The organism is Flammeovirga sp. SubArs3, from assembly GCF_947387565.1.
Classification (GTDB): domain Bacteria; phylum Bacteroidota; class Bacteroidia; order Cytophagales; family Flammeovirgaceae; genus Flammeovirga; species Flammeovirga agarivorans.
This window is the reverse complement of record NZ_CANDOA010000007.1, coordinates 299,974-316,634: the sequence shown is the minus strand read 5'-3', so window position 1 is coordinate 316,634 and position 16,661 is coordinate 299,974. Positions and strand designations below refer to the sequence as shown.

Sequence of the window (16,661 nt, the reverse complement as noted above, 5' to 3'; positions counted from 1 at the left end):
AAAGATCAGTAAATAGTAATAATAAAAAAGCCTGACTCTTAAAAAGAGATCAGGCTTTTACTATTTATACAACCTTTTTAATCAGAGTCACTAATTAAGTTTGAATAGAAATCCTTCTATTCATGTTTTACACTCACATGGTAAATAGCATCACCTCTATTTACATTGGGAGCTGTGTTTAACCCGAAAATATAGCAGTCAAAAGGTGCATATATTTTCTTTTCAAACTCTCCGAAGGGGTCAGAGACCCTACCTATCAATGTCTTTTTAGTTACAAATTGACCATTTTTAACCATTGATTCGAAGATTCCTGAATAAGGCGCTCTTAGCCATTTACTCTTCTTAATTAATACTGAATCTTGTTTTATTTCCACATCGCCCTCATGCATATTCAGGTATTTCATAACATTCAACGCTCCATTTACACCAATTGATATCACATCGTTATCTAAATGAAGCGATTTACCTCCTTCAAATAGAATAATGGGTTTTCCCATCTTGTGAATTGTTTCTCGGATAGAATGATGAATATATTTTGAATGCATCATATAGGGAGCTCCAAAAACTTTAGCTAATGAGAACTCTACTTTATCATCAAAATTGCAACGTATGTTAGGAAAGTTACTTCTATCCGCACCACCTGTATGAAAATCCAATACACAATCAACATAAGGAGCGATTTCCTTTGTGAATTTATTTGCAAACTGACTAGCTAAAGATCCTCTTGATGACCCAGGGAAAACCCTGTTTAAATCTCTGCCATCAGGAAATGCTCTTGTTAGATTTAGATAACCAAAAACGTTAAAGACTGGAATACATATTACTGTTCCACTTTTAGGCTTATTGATTTTCTTTCTGATTATATCTCTAACGATCGCGACACCGTTAGATTCATCTCCATGTACTCCTCCAAGTAGCAATAAAACAGGGCCATCTTTCTTCCCTCTTTCAACAATCACTGGTACTTTTAAGCTATTTCGAGTATGAAGTTTTGCCACTTCTAACTCAAGGATAGCACCTTTGCCTTTTTTTATCTCTGTACCTAATAAGACAAATTTATCATTAGACATTTCTTTCTAGATATTTAATAATCTCTTTTGCGATATCAATATTTGTCGCATTTTCGATTCCCTCCAACCCAGGAGATGAATTTACTTCTAGAACCAAAGGTCCATTTTTAGATTGCAACATATCCACACCGGCAACTCCAAGTCCCATTGCCTTAGTAGCCTTTAATGCTGTAAGCTCTTCTTCATTGGATAATTCTATTAATTGTGCACTTCCACCTCTATGTAGGTTCGAACGAAATTCGCCTTCTTTGCCCTGACGTTTCATTGCTCCTACAACTCTACCATCAACAACAAAAGCACGTATATCAGCTCCACCTGATTCTTTAATAAATTGTTGAGCAATAACTCTTGCTTTTAGTCCATTAAAAGCTTCTATTACTGATTTAGCTGCGTTTTTAGTTTCTGCTAATACAACACCTAAACCTTGTGTTCCTTCTAATAATTTTAGAATTAACGGTGCACCTCCTACAGATTCAATTACATGGTCAACATCTTTTGCGTAGTTAGTGAACACCGTTTTTGGTAAACCTACCCCTGCCTTAGCAAGGATCTGTAAACTTCTAAGTTTATCTCTTGAGTTTGCCAATGCTTGAGAGTCTACTGCAGAGAATACCTGCATCATCTCAAATTGACGTACTACAGCCGTACCGTAAAATGTTACAGAAGAGCCAATTCTTGGGATAATAGCATCAACATCATCTAAGTAACTTCCATTATAGAATATTCTAGGACTTTTCTTTTCTAATTCGATAGTACATTTTAGATGGTCTACAATGATAGCTTCATGCCCCATTCGCTCTGCAGCTTCTACTAGACGTTTTGTAGAATATAAGTTTGTGTTTCTAGAAAGGATGGCAATTTTCATTTTAGTATTTTGTTAAGTTATTAAGGTTGTTTTGAGAGAAAAGATTGGTTTTTCACAGATGTGTCTACCATAAATTTTTTGTTGAGAAACTTCCTTCCTATTAATACAGGAAATCTCATTTCACTTCGGTTAGAAAGTGATAGTTCAATTGGGTATTCCTTATTAAAAAGGATTACAAATGTTTTGATAACATAACGTTCTTCAACATCACCAAATGAACTTTTTATCATTTTTGATTTATAATTACTGACTGTAATCGTATTATTATGATATTTCGAATATTCGGGATCTAAAACTTTAAAACTTAGGTGCTTTACTTCGTCAATAATAATTTCTTTTATATCGTGACAGTGTATTGAAGAGGTATAAGCACCAGTATCTACTTTCACTTCAAGATTTTCTAAATGCAGTTCAGGGAAATCTACTTTGTCACTTCTTCCTATAATTTCCATAAAGCTTCTCTTTGGGGTTTATTTAGTTATTAATGGTCATTAAAAGAGATCTTTTAAATAAAGAAGACTATTGATTTTCAGGATATTAAAACCTTATTGTTAAACAGATAGTAGGTGAGATTTGTTTATTAAATCTTTCAATAATTATTATGTGATGTTTGCTGAGAGCTTATAATACGGCGGTTGTTTTAAAGAGGTTACAATGAAAATCAAAAAAATAAGTTAAATTTTTAATTCTACATCAACCGTGTTATTTGACTAGTTTTTTAGCTGTTTCTATCACTGCTGCTTCATCTTTTAAATACTGCTTTACCTTTAATGGAGACTCACTTTTAATTAGCATAATACTGTGTAGACTTCTAAAATATCTAAGGTCCATTAATGTATCCTCAAACTCATAGATAGAATAATTCCAATCATAAAGATCGTACTTACCATCAACTTGTTTTCCATAATTAGAAATTGCTTCTACTACTTTAAAATAGGATGAGTGTGCTTTAGCGTAAGTTTTAAAATGTACTATTTCGACATAATAGTTTTTAGTATTTACAGTAATATGATGTTTACCCTTAAGTTGTCCGTAAGGTATGATCCGATCTTCCTTTCTGATCATAAAGTAAAATAAAACCAAAATTAAAATACCGACAAAAATCATATCATAGAGAATGAAACTGTGACAACTTTGATGATTGCAATGAAGATACTAAAACTTACGGTGCGTTTGTTGAAAATAAGCGACCGTTCGTTGAATATTTCTTCTCTGCATACATCAATTGGGTTTATTTGTACTATCGAGTCATTACCAACTTCACTTCCATTTCGATAAAGCAATGAAACCATATATTATTCTTTTTCTTTTAATACCAAATCTAGGTCTTGCACAATCGACTACAGTTATTGAGGGTAAGATAACAGGGAAAGACAATCACGAAGCATTAGTCAATGCATTAATCACAATATCAAATTCAACATCAAGATATCAGGTTCTATCCAATTTAGATGGATATTTTAAAATCACTTTAAAAGAAAAAGGATCCTACAAAATCGAAGCAATGTATCTAGGATATAAGAATGTCACTAAAGAATTGTTGATTAATGATAGTGAACCTTTAACTGTAAGCATTGAATTAGAACCAATGTTTACTGAACTAACAGAAGTAGAGGTTGTAGGGGATGTTCCTATTGTAATTAAAGAGGATACTATACAGTTTTCATCAAGTAATTACAAAACCCATGAAGATGCCACAGCTGAAGATCTTGTTACAAAAATACCAGGAGTAGAAACCGATGATAATGGAGGTATTACCGCAGAAGGAGAATCAGTAAAAAAAATATTAGTCGATGGGAAGGAGTTTTTTGGCGATGATCCAAAAAATGCATTAACCAACTTACCTGCCGAAATGGTAGATTATGTACAAATTATTGATCAAAAAAGTGATCAATCTGAGTTTACTGGATTTGATGACGGAGAAAGAAGTAAAACCATCAATTTTGTGACTAATAAGGATGCAAAATACTCTTACTTCGGAAAAGCAGAAGTAGGAGTTGGAACAGACCAACGCTATAGTGCAGGAGGAAATATCAATATTTTTAAGGGTGAACAGCGTTTGTCTTTTACTGGATTAAGTAATAATGTAAACCAACAAGGGTTTATGTCTGATAACTTATCGGAAGGTCCTAAAAGAGGACGTCGAGGAAGAAGAGGTAATGGTAATGGACCCACTAACAACTTAACTGCTCAGTCTAATGGTATAAACACATCACATTCTCTTGGTACAAATTATATCGACTCTTGGGGAGATAAATGGGATGTCAATGGAAGTTATACTTATAAGATTGTGGACAATGAAACTGATGAAACTTCCACTACAGATTACTTTGTTTCAGAGTCAACAAATCAAGTGGTAGATGAAATCCTTGATATAGATTCACATAAGGAAAATCATAACTTTAATCTCCGATTAGACTATGAAGCCAACCCAAATACATCTATTCGAATACGTCCTGTTGTTAAACTTGAAAATAGTAATAGTTCTGCTTCTAGCTTATCAAATACCAATCTTCAAGATGGAACAGCTCTTAATAGCTCAGTGATGTCAGATTATAGTACAACCAACTCTGCTGATATCAATAATAGTTTCTTATTGAGACATAAGTTAAACCAAGAAGGAAGAACTATCACCTTGGATTGGAAAGTGTATTACCATCAAGATAATACCAATCAAGATGCATTTACGAACATCAATTATTATGAGAGTGATAATATCGAAAATGATTCCACAGCTCAGCGAATACTTGGAGAAACTGAAAAGTTTAGAACGTCAGCCAACCTTATTTTCACAGAAAAGTTAACCACAAACCTACAGTTGAAATTGAATTATTTTCAGAGTTGGGAACAACAGAAATCTGATCGAAAAACTTATGATATACTAGGACAAAATATCGATGGAGGAGAATTTATAGAAGACCTATCCAACACTTTCACATCTCAGCAGAATATTTATAGACCTGAAGCGGGGTTATTATTTAAGAAAGATAAACTGAATATCACAACGGCAGTAAAATATCAATATTCGACTCTTCAAAATGAAAGTATTTATCCCTATGAGGAAGTTACTAGTACCAATTTTGGTTATCTGCTACCAAGTGTATTTATCAACTATGCTTTTTCAAGAAGTAAAAGGTTAAGGTTTTCTTATCAAAAAAATGTAACACTTCCATCGGTGAGCAACTTACAATCTGTAGTAGATTATAGTGATCCATTAAATGTATCGACAGGTAACCCTTATTTGGAAGGAGAAGAAAATCATGTACTGCGTATCAATTTTAAAAATTTCAATATTGCTAGAAAAGAATTGTTCTTTGTGAATTTTACAGCTCAGCAAACCAACAATAAGATCACTCAATATTCTTTCATAGCCGAAAGTGATACTACAATCAATGGAGTACCGTTAAAGAAAGGTTCTTCCTATACAGCCCCTGTAAATTTAGATGGATATCTTACTGCCAGAGGAATTTTAGTTTACTCTAAACCTATTCAACCTATTAAAACCAATATTTCATTTATGACTACAGGCGGGTACACAAGAAATGTTGGTATTACTAATGATCTACAATCGTATACTTTCGATAGTTCATTAGGTCAGGGGATTAAACTAGCAAGTAATATTAGTAAAAATGTAGATTTCAATATTTCGGGAATGGCCACTTATCATTGGATTAATAATGATCAGAATGAAACTCTTAATGGTAATTATCTACACAATAAAATCAGAGCAAAACTAACAGTAGAACCAATTCAAAGACTCCAATTAAGCACTTCGTTTACGGGTAATATCTATATCGGTGATGATGATTTAATACAGGAGAATATTTATAAGTGGAATGCTGCTATCGCATATAAGCTGTTTAAAAAACGCCAAGGAGAATTTCGTTTTTCAGTCTCTGATATACTCAATCAAAATAGTAGTATTAATAGAACTGTTACAGAAAGTTATATACAAACCAGTACATATAATGTATTACCAAGATACTTTATGCTATCATTTATATACCGTCCAAAAGGAAAAACAAACCCGAAGGGAGAACGCGGTGAAAGAGGTGGTATGCGTAGAGGAGGCATGATGCCATTTTAGTTTAAAATTAATTACAGATTATGAAAAAAATATTCATCACAACGTTTCTTTTATTTAGTATATGTTTCTCAGTATTTGCACAACGAAGATTCCCTGATATTTCTCCAAAAGATTTACCAGTAGAACTTGTCGACAAATTGAATATCAACGAAGATGTTGAGAAAAAATTAAATAAAGCTTATGTACGCCTTCAAGAAGATGTCATTAATACAATGATTATAGCCAAGAAAGAAGGAGACATCAACCAAGAGGATCTTAAAGTAGAACTAAATGGGTACCGACAAAAGCACTTGAAGAAGGTAAAAGATTTTATGCCTGATACTGCATATACTACCTATGAAGAATTTATAATGCTGGATCGACGAGAAAGAAGAGAATATATTTTAGTTCTCAAATTAAAATTGACACCTGATCAAAAAGAGAAATATGATGCAATACAGGCATCTAATGAACAAGTCATTTCTAAAATTAAAGAACAATATAAAGGAGATAGAGAAGCTATGAGAGACGCTTTAATACCCCTTAAAAAACAGCAGTTTCAGATGTTAGCCCAAGTGTTGACAGAAGAGCAAATGGAAATTCTAAAAGCTTCTGTTCCCAAAAGAGGTAATAGACAACCAATAGACTAGGAGGAGTTACCGAATTCGGAAGTGATTTGGGCCTAATTAGGAAAAACAACACGAATTAATCTCGTTAGAATGAGTATGTTAAACAACTACGAATTGAAAATGAGAAAATCTTCAAAACTTACTTACGTTCTATTTTTGTTATCATTATTAGGATTTATGTCATCATGTGATAAAAATGAAGAAGTAGAGCCTTACTATCCTAATGAAAATAATGTAGATGTTCATTATTACATGAAAACAGCTAATATTTTAGAAGGGCAACAAATTGCAACAATATATAACACTGAAAATATAGAAAGAGTAGAAGACCTTAAACTATATACTTTTGGTGAAAATGAATATGTCGAAGTTTATCTAATTGGTGGAAGAGTGCTAGAATACACCAACTCACAATCAGGGTCAAATTTATATGACTTTTTTATGAAAAACGGTCTAGCTATACAAGAGTTAGATTATAGGAAAAAGTCATATCGAGATCAATACGATCAAATTGTATTAATCGGAACCTCAATTAAAGTGGTTCATGAAACCTTAGATAAAGAACCTAAATAATCTTCAATAACAAAGTCCTACTTATTAAGTTAAGTAGGACTTTTTTGTTATGATATATCGTTAATAAAAAGTTCAAAATAACCATACCGCGGAAGAATTATTTCCGTAGCTAAATTTAAATTTGATAAACTTTGACTAACTCATAAGTACCAACTAGCAAGTGAAATACTAATAATTAAACTATTGTATAACGTTAGTCATGATAATGAAATTTTTACCAACTATTACTAATCTAGTATGATAGATAAAGAAGCCTTAAAAACTATTAAAGAATTGTTATTCGCATATGAAGTCTTTGTTGGGGGATAGCTGATCATCTGAATTTTCAAGATCACAACAATGATCAATTATATCATTATTTCATGAATCATTATGAGGTTAAAGATATATTTCAAATTTTAATTTTTTCTTAAATGAAAAACTTCAAAATTTTAACCTATAAACTAAATACTATTAATAACATTTCACGCAATGCTTCTCCCAAAAGAGCTAATTAAAGTAATATTACCAAAATATTATACTCAACTAAATAAAACTTCAAATGCTATTTATCTTACTATTTTAAGCTTAGTAATTGTAGCACTAGGATGTCTTCCAATAATTAAGGTTCCGATAACAATTAAGTCACTAGGGTTAATACGTCCTACTCAAGAAAAATTCACCCTAAAAGCTCCATTAACTGAAAATGTCTCTCAAATCTTTGTTAAAGACAATACCGTTATTTCTAAAGGACAAATTTTACTAGTACTTGATACCACAGAACTTTCTCTAAAAAGAGATTTTGAATTACAACATTTTAAAATTCTGGAAAAACAATACAAAGATTTAATACACTTGTGTCAAGTGACGAAAGAAGTCCAGGAACTGAAAGAACTTGAATTACTAAGAACAAGAAACTACCTTAAAAAGTATGAAGAATTTTATAACGATGTCCTACTTCTACAAGAAGAGTTAGAGATTTCTCAGAAACAGTTAAAAAGAAAAAAGCGTTTAGCTCAAACTCAAGCAATACCAGAAAAAGAGGTTGAAAATAGTAAACTGATTGTTAGAAGAAATGAGACAAAACTTACATTAAGGTGGAAAAGAGCACATTCTGAATGGGCTATGGAATTAGATGATCATAAAATAAAGCTTGAAAATCTTAATTCAGAGATCAAGCAATTAAATAAGCAAATCAATAAATACTATATCAAATCTACAGTTACTGGAGTATTACAAAATTTTAATGGAATACATGAAGGTACAATGGTATTCGCAAATCAGAATATTGGAGAAATTACTCCACAATCAGAACTGATTGCTGAATGTTATGTTTCTCCAAAAGATATAGGTTGGTTACATAATGATATGAAATCAATTATGCAGATTGATGCTTATAATTATAATGATTGGGGAACCTTAGAAGGTAAGATAACGCAAGTATACCATGATGTTACTATGCTTGATGGTCAACCTGTTTTTAAGGTAAAATGTAGTTTTCATAAAGACTTTCTTTCATTATCTAATGGTTATAAAGGTTATCTCAAAAAAGGAATGACCTTACAAGCACGGTTTGTTGTCACACAAAGAAGCTTATTTGATCTATTGTATGACCAAACAGATGATTGGTTAAACCCTTCAAGACATGTAACTACTAATAAAGTTGCGAAGTTATAAAATCCAAAAAGCAAACTTTTCTACTGTACATATATGAAACTGACTAAAACCAAAGTAAAGCAACGCGATATTACAGATTGTGGAGCAGCTTGCTTGCTCTCTATTTCTAGATTTTACGGAGCTGATTATTCGGTTGCCAAAATTCGTCAGATGGCCTCTACGGATCAAAAAGGGACTAATTTATTAGGGTTAATCGAAGCCGCTAAAACACTTGGATTTGATGCTAAAGGCGTAAGGGGGGATATTTCTGCCTTACCAGAAGCTACAACTCCATCTATTGCTCATTTAGTCTTAAAAAATGGATTACATCATTTTGTTGTTATCAATAAGGTAAAACAAAAAGAAGTAACAGTAATGGACCCAGGAGATGGGCAATTCCATAGTTATTCACTTGAAGAATTTTCAAAACTATGGTCAGGTGTTTTAGTGTTAATTACACCTGCTATCTCTTTTAAGAAGAAGAATGAAGCTATTTCTATTTCACGTCGATTTTATGAGTTGATAAGTGCTCATACGAATGTCTTAATTCAGGCTATTATTGGAGCTTTGGTCTTTACAATACTCGGGTTGAGTACATCTATTTATATTCAAAAAATCATTGATTATGTACTTATTGATGGTAATAAAAATCTTCTTTGGCTATTGAGTATTGGGATGGTTGTTATTTTAATGTTCCAAACAATATTAGGTGTATTAAAAAGCCAATTAGTACTACGTACTGGACAAATGATAGATGCCAGATTGATATTAGGTTATTACCAACACCTTATTAAACTCCCTCAACAATTTTTTGATACAATGAGGGTTGGAGAAATCGTCTCAAGAATCAATGATGCAGTCAAAATCAGAGCTTTTATTAATGATAGTGCGATTTCCTTAGTAATAAATGTCTGTATCCTTATTTTTTCATTTGCTGCGATGTTTATCTACTCTTGGAGACTTGCACTTGTAATGCTCTTACTACTTCCTATTTCAGGAGGTATTTATTGGTTTGTGAATTATAGAAACAAAAAGTTTCAACGTAAACTAATGGAAAGTAGTGCAGAACTTGAATCTCAACTTGTAGAATCTATTGACTCTATTCGGACCATAAAAAGGTTAGGTATAGAGGACTTTTCAAACTTGAAAACAGAAATTCGGTTTGTAGATACCTTGAAGAATGTTTTTAGTATATCTCAAACGAATATCTTTTCAGAAAATAGTACTCATTTTGTTTCGGTCATTTTTACTGTGGTACTCTTAGGTGTTGGGGCTCACTTTGTTTTAAATAAAGAACTTACTCCTGGGGAGTTACTTTCCTTTAATGCCTTGCTGAATTACCTAACAGGTCCTGTAACGGCTCTGATTGGTATGAATAGTCAGTGGCAAAATGCAAAAATTGCGGCAGATCGTTTATTTGAATTATTAGATTTAGATAATGAACAATCTAATGTTGAAGAAGAACAAATTGAGCTGACTCCTTCAAAAATTGGAGATATTCAGTTCCAAAATGTATCGTTTCGTTATGGCTCAAGAGTAGATGTTTTTCAAAAGTTAAACCTTAGTATCCCTAGAAGAAAATTAACTGCAATAGTTGGTGAAAGTGGTTCAGGAAAATCTACATTAGCGGCACTGATTCAAAAGATTTATCCTATTCAAGAAGGACACATTATAATTGGTGATATCAATATTAATTACCTATCACGAAGCTCTCTAAGAAATACTATTGGAGTTGTCCCTCAACAAATTGAACTTTTTAAAGGAAGTGTAATCGAAAATATAGCCCTAGGAGAATTGCATCCAAATGTTGAAAAAGTTATTTCGATATGTAAAGATTTAGGTATTATAGATTTTATAGAGTCTTTACCCAATGGTTTTCAATCGGAAATAGGTGAAAAAGGAAGTACTTTATCCGGTGGACAACGTCAAAGATTGGCTATCGCAAGAGCTTTATACCGTGACCCTGAAATACTAATTCTTGATGAGCCCACAGCATCACTCGACAGTAAATCAGAAGAGTTTGTTCAGAAAACAATACAACAGCTTATGCTGAAAGAGAAAACCGTGATAATCATAGCCCATAGATTATCCACAATACAAGATGCTGATAAGATCCTTGTATTAGAGAAAGGAGAACTAGTAGAAGAAGGTGTACACTTTTCATTACTAGAACAAAATGGAAAATACCATGAACTTTGGGAGTCCCAAATTCCTAAAGGATTAAAAGAATTAATAATAGCCTAAATATTAAATTAAAGCAGACAATGTTACTTCAAAAACAACTACTAAGAATTGAGAGAATTGATCATTTAATCAGAAAAAGAGGAACAGGTACACCAAAAGAGCTTGCTCATAAACTTGAAATTACAGACCGTACTCTACGTTCACTTTTAGCTCAAATGCGAGAACTAGGAGCAGAGATTTATTATGATTCTCATCGAATGAGCTATGTATATAGTAAACCACATCGTTTCTTCTTTGGCTACATACATGAAGATGCTGTAAACTCAATAAAACAAGTTAATTAGGATGAAAAAGATATCTATAATACTACTTGTGAGTCTATGTTCTTTCCAGATTTTCGCTCAGAAAAATACGCTTTCTCTTCAAGAAGCTATAAATAAGGCTCTTCAAAATAACTTTGAAATACAAATAATTTATCAGGATGTATTAGATGCTCAACAACAAAATACGTGGGGAAACTCAGGTAAATTACCACAAGTAAATATATCTAATAGGAATCGAGCATCTTCTCAAATTAATCAACCAGCGTCTCCTTTTTCTTTAGAAGGTCAAAATGATAATATTCAACTAGATGCTTCTATTGATTTGCAATGGATATTATTTAATGGACAGAAAGTTAGTCTTCAAAAAAAACAATTTGATCAACAGGAACATTTAACATCACTTCAATATCAATTAGTGATAGAAAATAAAATTGAAGAGGTAATATTTCAATACTATAAGATTCTACTTGAAAAAGAGAAACTAGATGTTCTAAGAAAAGTACATCGAAACGCAGGACTAAGAATATCTAGAATTGAAAAAGGAGTTACCTTAGGTGAAAATTCTAGGTTTGAATTAAGTAGAGAAAAAACGACATATTTCACTGATTCTATTCATCTTGTAAATCAGAAATTAACTGTCGAAAATGATTTAAGGGAACTCAATTTTCTATTGGGTGAACAAGAAGTCAATACGATTTTTATTCTGACGGATAATCTAGAAGTACCAACACTTATGTTATCCCCAACAACAATTATTGATAACATGATGAAGCAAAATAGCCAATTAGGAATATCTCAATCATTATTACAACAAAGTAAAATAGATATTGATATTACAAGAACAAACAAACAACCTATAGTTGCCTTTGAAAGTGGGTATCAAGGAAATCTAAATTGGCTTAAAGCTGATTATCCTACTCTAGAAGGAGATATTGTTTCTCAAACTAATAATGGTCATTTATATGGAGCCTTTGCTGGAGTAAATGTTTCGGTTCCAATTTTCAATGGAGGACAAAATGATAGAAAATTACAGTCATCTAAGATTCAATATCATAAAGCTCACTTAGAATTAGAAAATAAAAAGCTAAGTCTTAAAAAAGAAGCGTACCAACTATTTGCAAACTACTTATATAATCAAGAAAAAGCTAAAATAGGACTATTGGGTCAAAAGTCTGCGGAAGAAAACTTACAACTATCCCAAGAACAATTAGATATAGGAAGTATCTCTGCTTTTGATTTTAGACAAGTACAGAATAGCTATTTGAATGCCTCTCTCAATTATTTTAATGCCCAATATGATCTTATTCTTTCTCAGGTACGATTATTAAAGATTTCTGGAGAAATATTAAAATGATTTATTGATTTTTTTCAAGTTAATTGATTACGGAAGTTTTTTTTCCGTGTCAAAGAATAGATTTGAAGTATCAAAATAAGATAGCTAACTATTTGATTATCTATTTATAAGGATACCGAAAATTATAAATAGAAACTTTTTTTAGAGTAGGTATAAAACTGAAAACTAATTATTATGAAATTTCAGGAATTAGAACTTAATGAAGTACGACAGATTCAAGGTGGATTCTGGGTAATTCGAGCAGTAACCTATGGTTTAATCCTTTCTAGTTTTATCCAAGGGTTTAGAGATGGTGTCGAATCAACAAAATAAAAAATATGAAAAAATTAAATAAAAAAGAGCTTTGCAATATCAAAGGTGGAAATTTTTGGTATGACTTAGGTTATATAATTGGAAGTTTTCAAACAACAAGTAGACCTAACTATAGCGTTCGGTATAGAACAAAATACGGAATTTAATTTAGACAAAATCAGTCTCATAATTTTTAATTATGAGACTGATATATTTTAATATACTATGAAAATTCTCATTCAAACAATTAAACCTTTTACAATAATAATTTTATTTATTCTTATTGAATTGTTTATAACTTTTATAGTTAATACTTTATTCAAATCTGATATCTCTTATCAGGACTTCAGTTCAATGCGGATGATATTTTTGGTTAACTGTATATCATTATCAGCTGCAATTTTATCATATATAATTTTATATAGAAGAGAATTTATAAAATGGTATAAGGTCAAATATTATAGATTAATCTCAGTTAGAACTAGTGATATTATTATAGGTATAATTTTACCTCTAATTTTCATTTCTTTTTCAGTATTGTTATTATATTATTTTAATCTAATTGATATCGAGAGATCTAAAATTTATATATCTGATCTATTTCTTCTTGTATCTATTTATCTTTTTGTCAGTATAAAGGAAGAATTATTGTGTAGAGGTTATATTTTAAGAGAACTAGTGAAATTATATTCAAATAAATCTATTGCTTTACTTATTAGTTCAATTGTATTTCTATCCTTACATCTATCTAACCCAAATCTTACTCTAATAGGAGCTTTAAATTTATTTCTAGCTGGTGTAATGTTAGGAATAAGCTATTTGAAGACAAAAAACTTAATTTACCCAATATCTATTCATCTTAGTTGGAACTTTACACAATCTTTTTTGGGACTTAATGTAAGTGGAATAACAATGCCTGTTAGATATTTCAATTCTAATTTTATTTCTACTTCAGATTATATAACTGGCGGTGATTTTGGGTTAGAAGGAAGTATTATTGGTATAATATTAAATCTGTTGTTAATAATAATTGCACTTTATTTACCCCAAATAAAAACTCGATTAACCTTCAATGGTTATTTAAGAAAAATCAAATAATTAAATGGAAAATATTAAAAATTTATTCGAAGCAAACTCATTATCAAAATTCTCTTTCACTCTAATGAGTTTAGGATTCTCATTCTTTATGATTGTAAAAGTGGGTGAAAAAGTTGGTGAGTTTATTTATCATGTTTCACACTAGAAAGATATAAATCATTATAGTTATAGGGTAAGCTCATAAAGCCTTTTTGAAAGGCATTTAGGAGATACTAAAAAAGCACCATATGAAGATACATATGGTGCTTTTTTATATGGCTACGTAAAAATATTACGCTTCTACCAATTGTCCTTTGTTGATAACCGCTATCGCTTTTCCTTTAAATTGAGTGCCAATAAATGGAGTGTTATCTGATTTAGATTGAATATCTTTTTTCTCAAAAGTCCACTCATGGAACGGATCAAAAACTGTTATTGTAGCTTTTTCTCCTTCTTTAATAGTAGCTGAATCAGCTTTTAAGATTGATCTTGGCGTAGTTGATAACTTCTCAATAATTGTATCAACAGAAATACCCTGAGGTAAATTGGAGATGATATTAGCGAAAGCTGTTTCTAAACCTAAGATTCCACAATCAGCCAAATCAAATTCTAACCTTTTTGATTCAGTATCTTGTGGTGTATGTGATGAAACGATGGAATCAATAGTTCCATCTTTAATTCCTTCCCATAGAGCGTCAATATCTTCTTGAGAGCGGAAAGGAGGCCATACTTTTTTATTTGTATCAAAGTCTGATAAAGACTCGTCTGTTAAAGCAATTTGATGTGCTGCGATGTCACAAGTAACTTTAAGGCCATCAGCTTTTGCTTTTCGAATTAAATCGACAGATTCTTTTGCTGATATATTGGCAAAGTGTACTCTACCATCTGTATAACTCAATAAAGCTAGGATTTTTTGGATGGCTAGCCATTCTGCTACATTAGGAATTCCCCTTGTACCCATTAAGGTACTCGGAACGCCTTCGTTCATATGGCCATCATTGTCTAATGTCTTCTCATTAGCTAATTCTACCATCAATCCATCAAATTTTTGCATATACATGATAGCTCTTTTCATTACACCTAAGTGCCATGAATGATGTATACCATCTGTGAAAGCTACCGCACCGGCTTCATGCATATCGATATACTCGTTCATTTCTTCTCCTTTTGCATTCTTAGTTAATGCTCCCATTGGGTGAAGTTGAACTGGAGTAAAAGCGCTCATTTGTTTAATAAAATGTACACTTTCTTTTGTCTGTACTGTAGGATTTGTATTCGGTAAAGTGGCTACATCTGTAAACCCACCAAAAGCAGCTGCTTTACATAAAGAAGCAATGTCTTCTTTGAATTCTTCACCTGGCTCGTTTAAAGTAGAACGCATATCTAACCAACCTGCAGATACCCATAATCCATCTGTATCAATCGATTTTGCATTGGGAGCAGTAATTGGAGATGTTGAAACCTCATCGATTACACCATCTTTAATTAAGATATAAACATTTTGTTGATGATAAGGGGAAGTTGTATTTGATACTCTTACGTTATTGAGCAAAATTTCTTTCATGGTGCTGTAACTCAAAAGACCTTTAAAAATTCTCGGCTACAATCCATTTTAATGTTATTGGGAGTAACCGCACAAATGTACATTGTAAATAATAAATTTTGAAAATATAGGGCACAAAAAAAGAGATACAAAAAGTATCTCTTTCAATTTGGAAGAGTTCAAAGCTGTTTTACAAGTCTACATACTTGATGTTTACCGACTTGTACAACCTGAACGGCATCCATAATATTTTTAACCAATCTAAGTCCCATTCCTCCTTTACGATGTTCTTTTATTACATCTGTAATAGCAGGAGATTGATATGCTTTAATATCAAAAGCTTCGCCATCGTCTTTAATTTCAATCACTACCTCTTTCTCATTGTCTTGAGTAGAAACAGAAACTTCTATTTCCTTGGTAGGATCGCAGCTGTTAGAATGAATCATCCTGTTTGCACAGACCTCATCGACTGCTACAACGATCATATCTCTTTGGGAAAGAGGTACACTGTAGTTGTCTAAAGCCGAGAGCAGAAACTCACGGATTTCATGAAGGTTGGTCGTTTCACAGTTGACTTTTTTTCTAAACATCACTGTTTTTAAATTATAAAATATTGATGGCCTCTTCTTTACTGGCTGCCAAGTTTAAAAATTGATCTACACCTAAAATTTCGAATACACTTTTGATGTTGTCAGCAACATTAAACAATACCATAGTAATACTATTTTTTTCGATATCGTCTAATCTTGAAGTAAATACACCAATTCCTGCAGAAGAAATATAAGTTAATCCTACACAATCAATTAATAACTTCTTATCACCTTTATCGATGCACTCTTGAAGTTCAGTATCAAGTTCAATAGATGAGCTTGCATCTAATTCTCCAACTACACTGATTAGTGTGAAGTCATTCTCTTGTACAACATTAACGTCTACTTTGGTCATTATGTATACGGTTTAACTTCATTAAGGTTTCCCTTAATTTTAATTTTTTTTAAATTTTTTACTAATAAAAGAAACAAAGGGTGTTAAAATCTCGTAGACCAACCCT

General features: G+C 31.8%; 17 protein-coding genes. 10 read left to right on the top strand and 7 right to left on the bottom strand.

Annotation, left to right across the window (positions count from 1 at the left end):
- Positions 1–116: 116 nt before the first annotated feature.
- The 4 genes from QL232_RS20105 to QL232_RS20090 all read right to left on the bottom strand — a co-directional run bounded on the left by QL232_RS20105 (position 117) and on the right by QL232_RS20090 (position 3,000).
- A complete protein-coding gene (locus QL232_RS20105) occupies positions 117–1,070 on the bottom strand; it encodes a succinylglutamate desuccinylase/aspartoacylase family protein (RefSeq protein ID WP_281615535.1) in 954 nt (317 codons plus the stop codon).
- On the bottom strand, positions 1,063–1,935 hold the full coding sequence (gene rimK / locus QL232_RS20100) for a 30S ribosomal protein S6--L-glutamate ligase (RefSeq protein ID WP_168883611.1): 873 nt from the start codon (positions 1,933–1,935) through the stop codon (positions 1,063–1,065). The genes QL232_RS20105 and rimK overlap by 8 nt, the downstream gene beginning before the upstream one ends.
- A gap of 20 nt (positions 1,936–1,955) precedes the next feature.
- Complete coding sequence (locus QL232_RS20095) at positions 1,956–2,387, bottom strand: RimK/LysX family protein (protein WP_281615534.1); 432 nt, start codon at positions 2,385–2,387, stop codon at positions 1,956–1,958.
- A 250-nt stretch (positions 2,388–2,637) separates the two neighbouring features.
- A complete protein-coding gene (locus QL232_RS20090) occupies positions 2,638–3,000 on the bottom strand; it encodes a hypothetical protein (RefSeq protein ID WP_168883609.1) in 363 nt (120 codons plus the stop codon).
- A 217-nt stretch (positions 3,001–3,217) separates the two neighbouring features.
- Between QL232_RS20090 and QL232_RS20085 the strand changes: the two genes are divergently transcribed.
- The 10 genes from QL232_RS20085 (at position 3,218) to QL232_RS20040 (ending at position 14,233) form a co-directional block, all read left to right on the top strand.
- Complete coding sequence (locus tag QL232_RS20085) at positions 3,218–6,022, top strand: outer membrane beta-barrel protein (RefSeq protein ID WP_281615533.1); 2,805 nt, start codon at positions 3,218–3,220, stop codon at positions 6,020–6,022.
- Between the two features lie 20 nt (positions 6,023–6,042).
- Positions 6,043–6,651: a hypothetical protein gene (locus tag QL232_RS20080; RefSeq protein ID WP_168883607.1), complete on the top strand. Its 609-nt coding sequence runs from the start codon at positions 6,043–6,045 to the stop codon at positions 6,649–6,651.
- A gap of 99 nt (positions 6,652–6,750) precedes the next feature.
- Positions 6,751–7,203: a hypothetical protein gene (locus QL232_RS20075; RefSeq protein ID WP_281615532.1), complete on the top strand. Its 453-nt coding sequence runs from the start codon at positions 6,751–6,753 to the stop codon at positions 7,201–7,203.
- A 471-nt stretch (positions 7,204–7,674) separates the two neighbouring features.
- Complete coding sequence (locus QL232_RS20070; protein ID WP_281615531.1) at positions 7,675–8,859, top strand: HlyD family efflux transporter periplasmic adaptor subunit; 1,185 nt, start codon at positions 7,675–7,677, stop codon at positions 8,857–8,859.
- Between the two features lie 33 nt (positions 8,860–8,892).
- On the top strand, positions 8,893–11,082 hold the full coding sequence (locus tag QL232_RS20065; protein ID WP_281615530.1) for a peptidase domain-containing ABC transporter: 2,190 nt from the start codon (positions 8,893–8,895) through the stop codon (positions 11,080–11,082).
- A 20-nt stretch (positions 11,083–11,102) separates the two neighbouring features.
- Positions 11,103–11,366, top strand: a complete 264-nt coding sequence (locus QL232_RS20060) for an HTH domain-containing protein (protein WP_168883603.1) — start codon at positions 11,103–11,105, stop codon at positions 11,364–11,366.
- A 1-nt stretch (position 11,367) separates the two neighbouring features.
- On the top strand, positions 11,368–12,699 hold the full coding sequence (locus QL232_RS20055; RefSeq protein WP_281615529.1) for a TolC family protein: 1,332 nt from the start codon (positions 11,368–11,370) through the stop codon (positions 12,697–12,699).
- A 174-nt stretch (positions 12,700–12,873) separates the two neighbouring features.
- Positions 12,874–13,011 (top strand): hypothetical protein, encoded by a 138-nt coding sequence (locus QL232_RS20050; RefSeq protein ID WP_281615528.1) that lies wholly within the window; start codon positions 12,874–12,876, stop codon positions 13,009–13,011.
- Between the two features lie 204 nt (positions 13,012–13,215).
- Entirely contained in the window at positions 13,216–14,088 is an 873-nt protein-coding gene (locus tag QL232_RS20045) for a CPBP family intramembrane glutamic endopeptidase (protein WP_281615527.1), read from the top strand.
- 4 nt (positions 14,089–14,092) lie between these two features.
- Positions 14,093–14,233: a hypothetical protein gene (locus QL232_RS20040; RefSeq protein ID WP_281615526.1), complete on the top strand. Its 141-nt coding sequence runs from the start codon at positions 14,093–14,095 to the stop codon at positions 14,231–14,233.
- Between the two features lie 126 nt (positions 14,234–14,359).
- On the opposite strand, the gene QL232_RS20035 is transcribed toward QL232_RS20040, so the two are convergent.
- The 3 genes from QL232_RS20035 to QL232_RS20025 form a co-directional block, all read right to left on the bottom strand.
- The gene (locus QL232_RS20035; protein WP_168883646.1) at positions 14,360–15,631 is read right to left on the bottom strand and encodes a dihydroorotase; all 1,272 of its coding nucleotides are present in this window, start codon (positions 15,629–15,631) and stop codon (positions 14,360–14,362) included.
- Between the two features lie 158 nt (positions 15,632–15,789).
- Complete coding sequence (locus QL232_RS20030) at positions 15,790–16,200, bottom strand: ATP-binding protein (RefSeq protein WP_168883647.1); 411 nt, start codon at positions 16,198–16,200, stop codon at positions 15,790–15,792.
- 13 nt (positions 16,201–16,213) lie between these two features.
- Complete coding sequence (locus QL232_RS20025; RefSeq protein ID WP_168883648.1) at positions 16,214–16,555, bottom strand: STAS domain-containing protein; 342 nt, start codon at positions 16,553–16,555, stop codon at positions 16,214–16,216.
- Positions 16,556–16,661: the final 106 nt, after the last annotated feature.

Bases quoted from the DNA above. Each gene is read 5' to 3' on its own strand.
- QL232_RS20105 (WP_281615535.1), bottom strand. From the start codon at position 1,070: ATGTCTAATGATAAATTTGTCTTATTAGGTACAGAGATAAAAAAAGGC.
- rimK (WP_168883611.1), bottom strand. From the start codon at position 1,935: ATGAAAATTGCCATCCTTTCTAGAAACACAAACTTATATTCTACAAAA.
- QL232_RS20095 (WP_281615534.1), bottom strand. From the start codon at position 2,387: ATGGAAATTATAGGAAGAAGTGACAAAGTAGATTTCCCTGAACTGCAT.
- QL232_RS20090 (WP_168883609.1), bottom strand. From the start codon at position 3,000: ATGATCAGAAAGGAAGATCGGATCATACCTTACGGACAACTTAAGGGT.
- QL232_RS20085 (WP_281615533.1), top strand. From the start codon at position 3,218: ATGAAACCATATATTATTCTTTTTCTTTTAATACCAAATCTAGGTCTT.
- QL232_RS20080 (WP_168883607.1), top strand. From the start codon at position 6,043: ATGAAAAAAATATTCATCACAACGTTTCTTTTATTTAGTATATGTTTC.
- QL232_RS20075 (WP_281615532.1), top strand. From the start codon at position 6,751: ATGAGAAAATCTTCAAAACTTACTTACGTTCTATTTTTGTTATCATTA.
- QL232_RS20070 (WP_281615531.1), top strand. From the start codon at position 7,675: ATGCTTCTCCCAAAAGAGCTAATTAAAGTAATATTACCAAAATATTAT.
- QL232_RS20065 (WP_281615530.1), top strand. From the start codon at position 8,893: ATGAAACTGACTAAAACCAAAGTAAAGCAACGCGATATTACAGATTGT.
- QL232_RS20060 (WP_168883603.1), top strand. From the start codon at position 11,103: ATGTTACTTCAAAAACAACTACTAAGAATTGAGAGAATTGATCATTTA.
- QL232_RS20055 (WP_281615529.1), top strand. From the start codon at position 11,368: ATGAAAAAGATATCTATAATACTACTTGTGAGTCTATGTTCTTTCCAG.
- QL232_RS20050 (WP_281615528.1), top strand. From the start codon at position 12,874: ATGAAATTTCAGGAATTAGAACTTAATGAAGTACGACAGATTCAAGGT.
- QL232_RS20045 (WP_281615527.1), top strand. From the start codon at position 13,216: ATGAAAATTCTCATTCAAACAATTAAACCTTTTACAATAATAATTTTA.
- QL232_RS20040 (WP_281615526.1), top strand. From the start codon at position 14,093: ATGGAAAATATTAAAAATTTATTCGAAGCAAACTCATTATCAAAATTC.
- QL232_RS20035 (WP_168883646.1), bottom strand. From the start codon at position 15,631: ATGAAAGAAATTTTGCTCAATAACGTAAGAGTATCAAATACAACTTCC.
- QL232_RS20030 (WP_168883647.1), bottom strand. From the start codon at position 16,200: ATGTTTAGAAAAAAAGTCAACTGTGAAACGACCAACCTTCATGAAATC.
- QL232_RS20025 (WP_168883648.1), bottom strand. From the start codon at position 16,555: ATGACCAAAGTAGACGTTAATGTTGTACAAGAGAATGACTTCACACTA.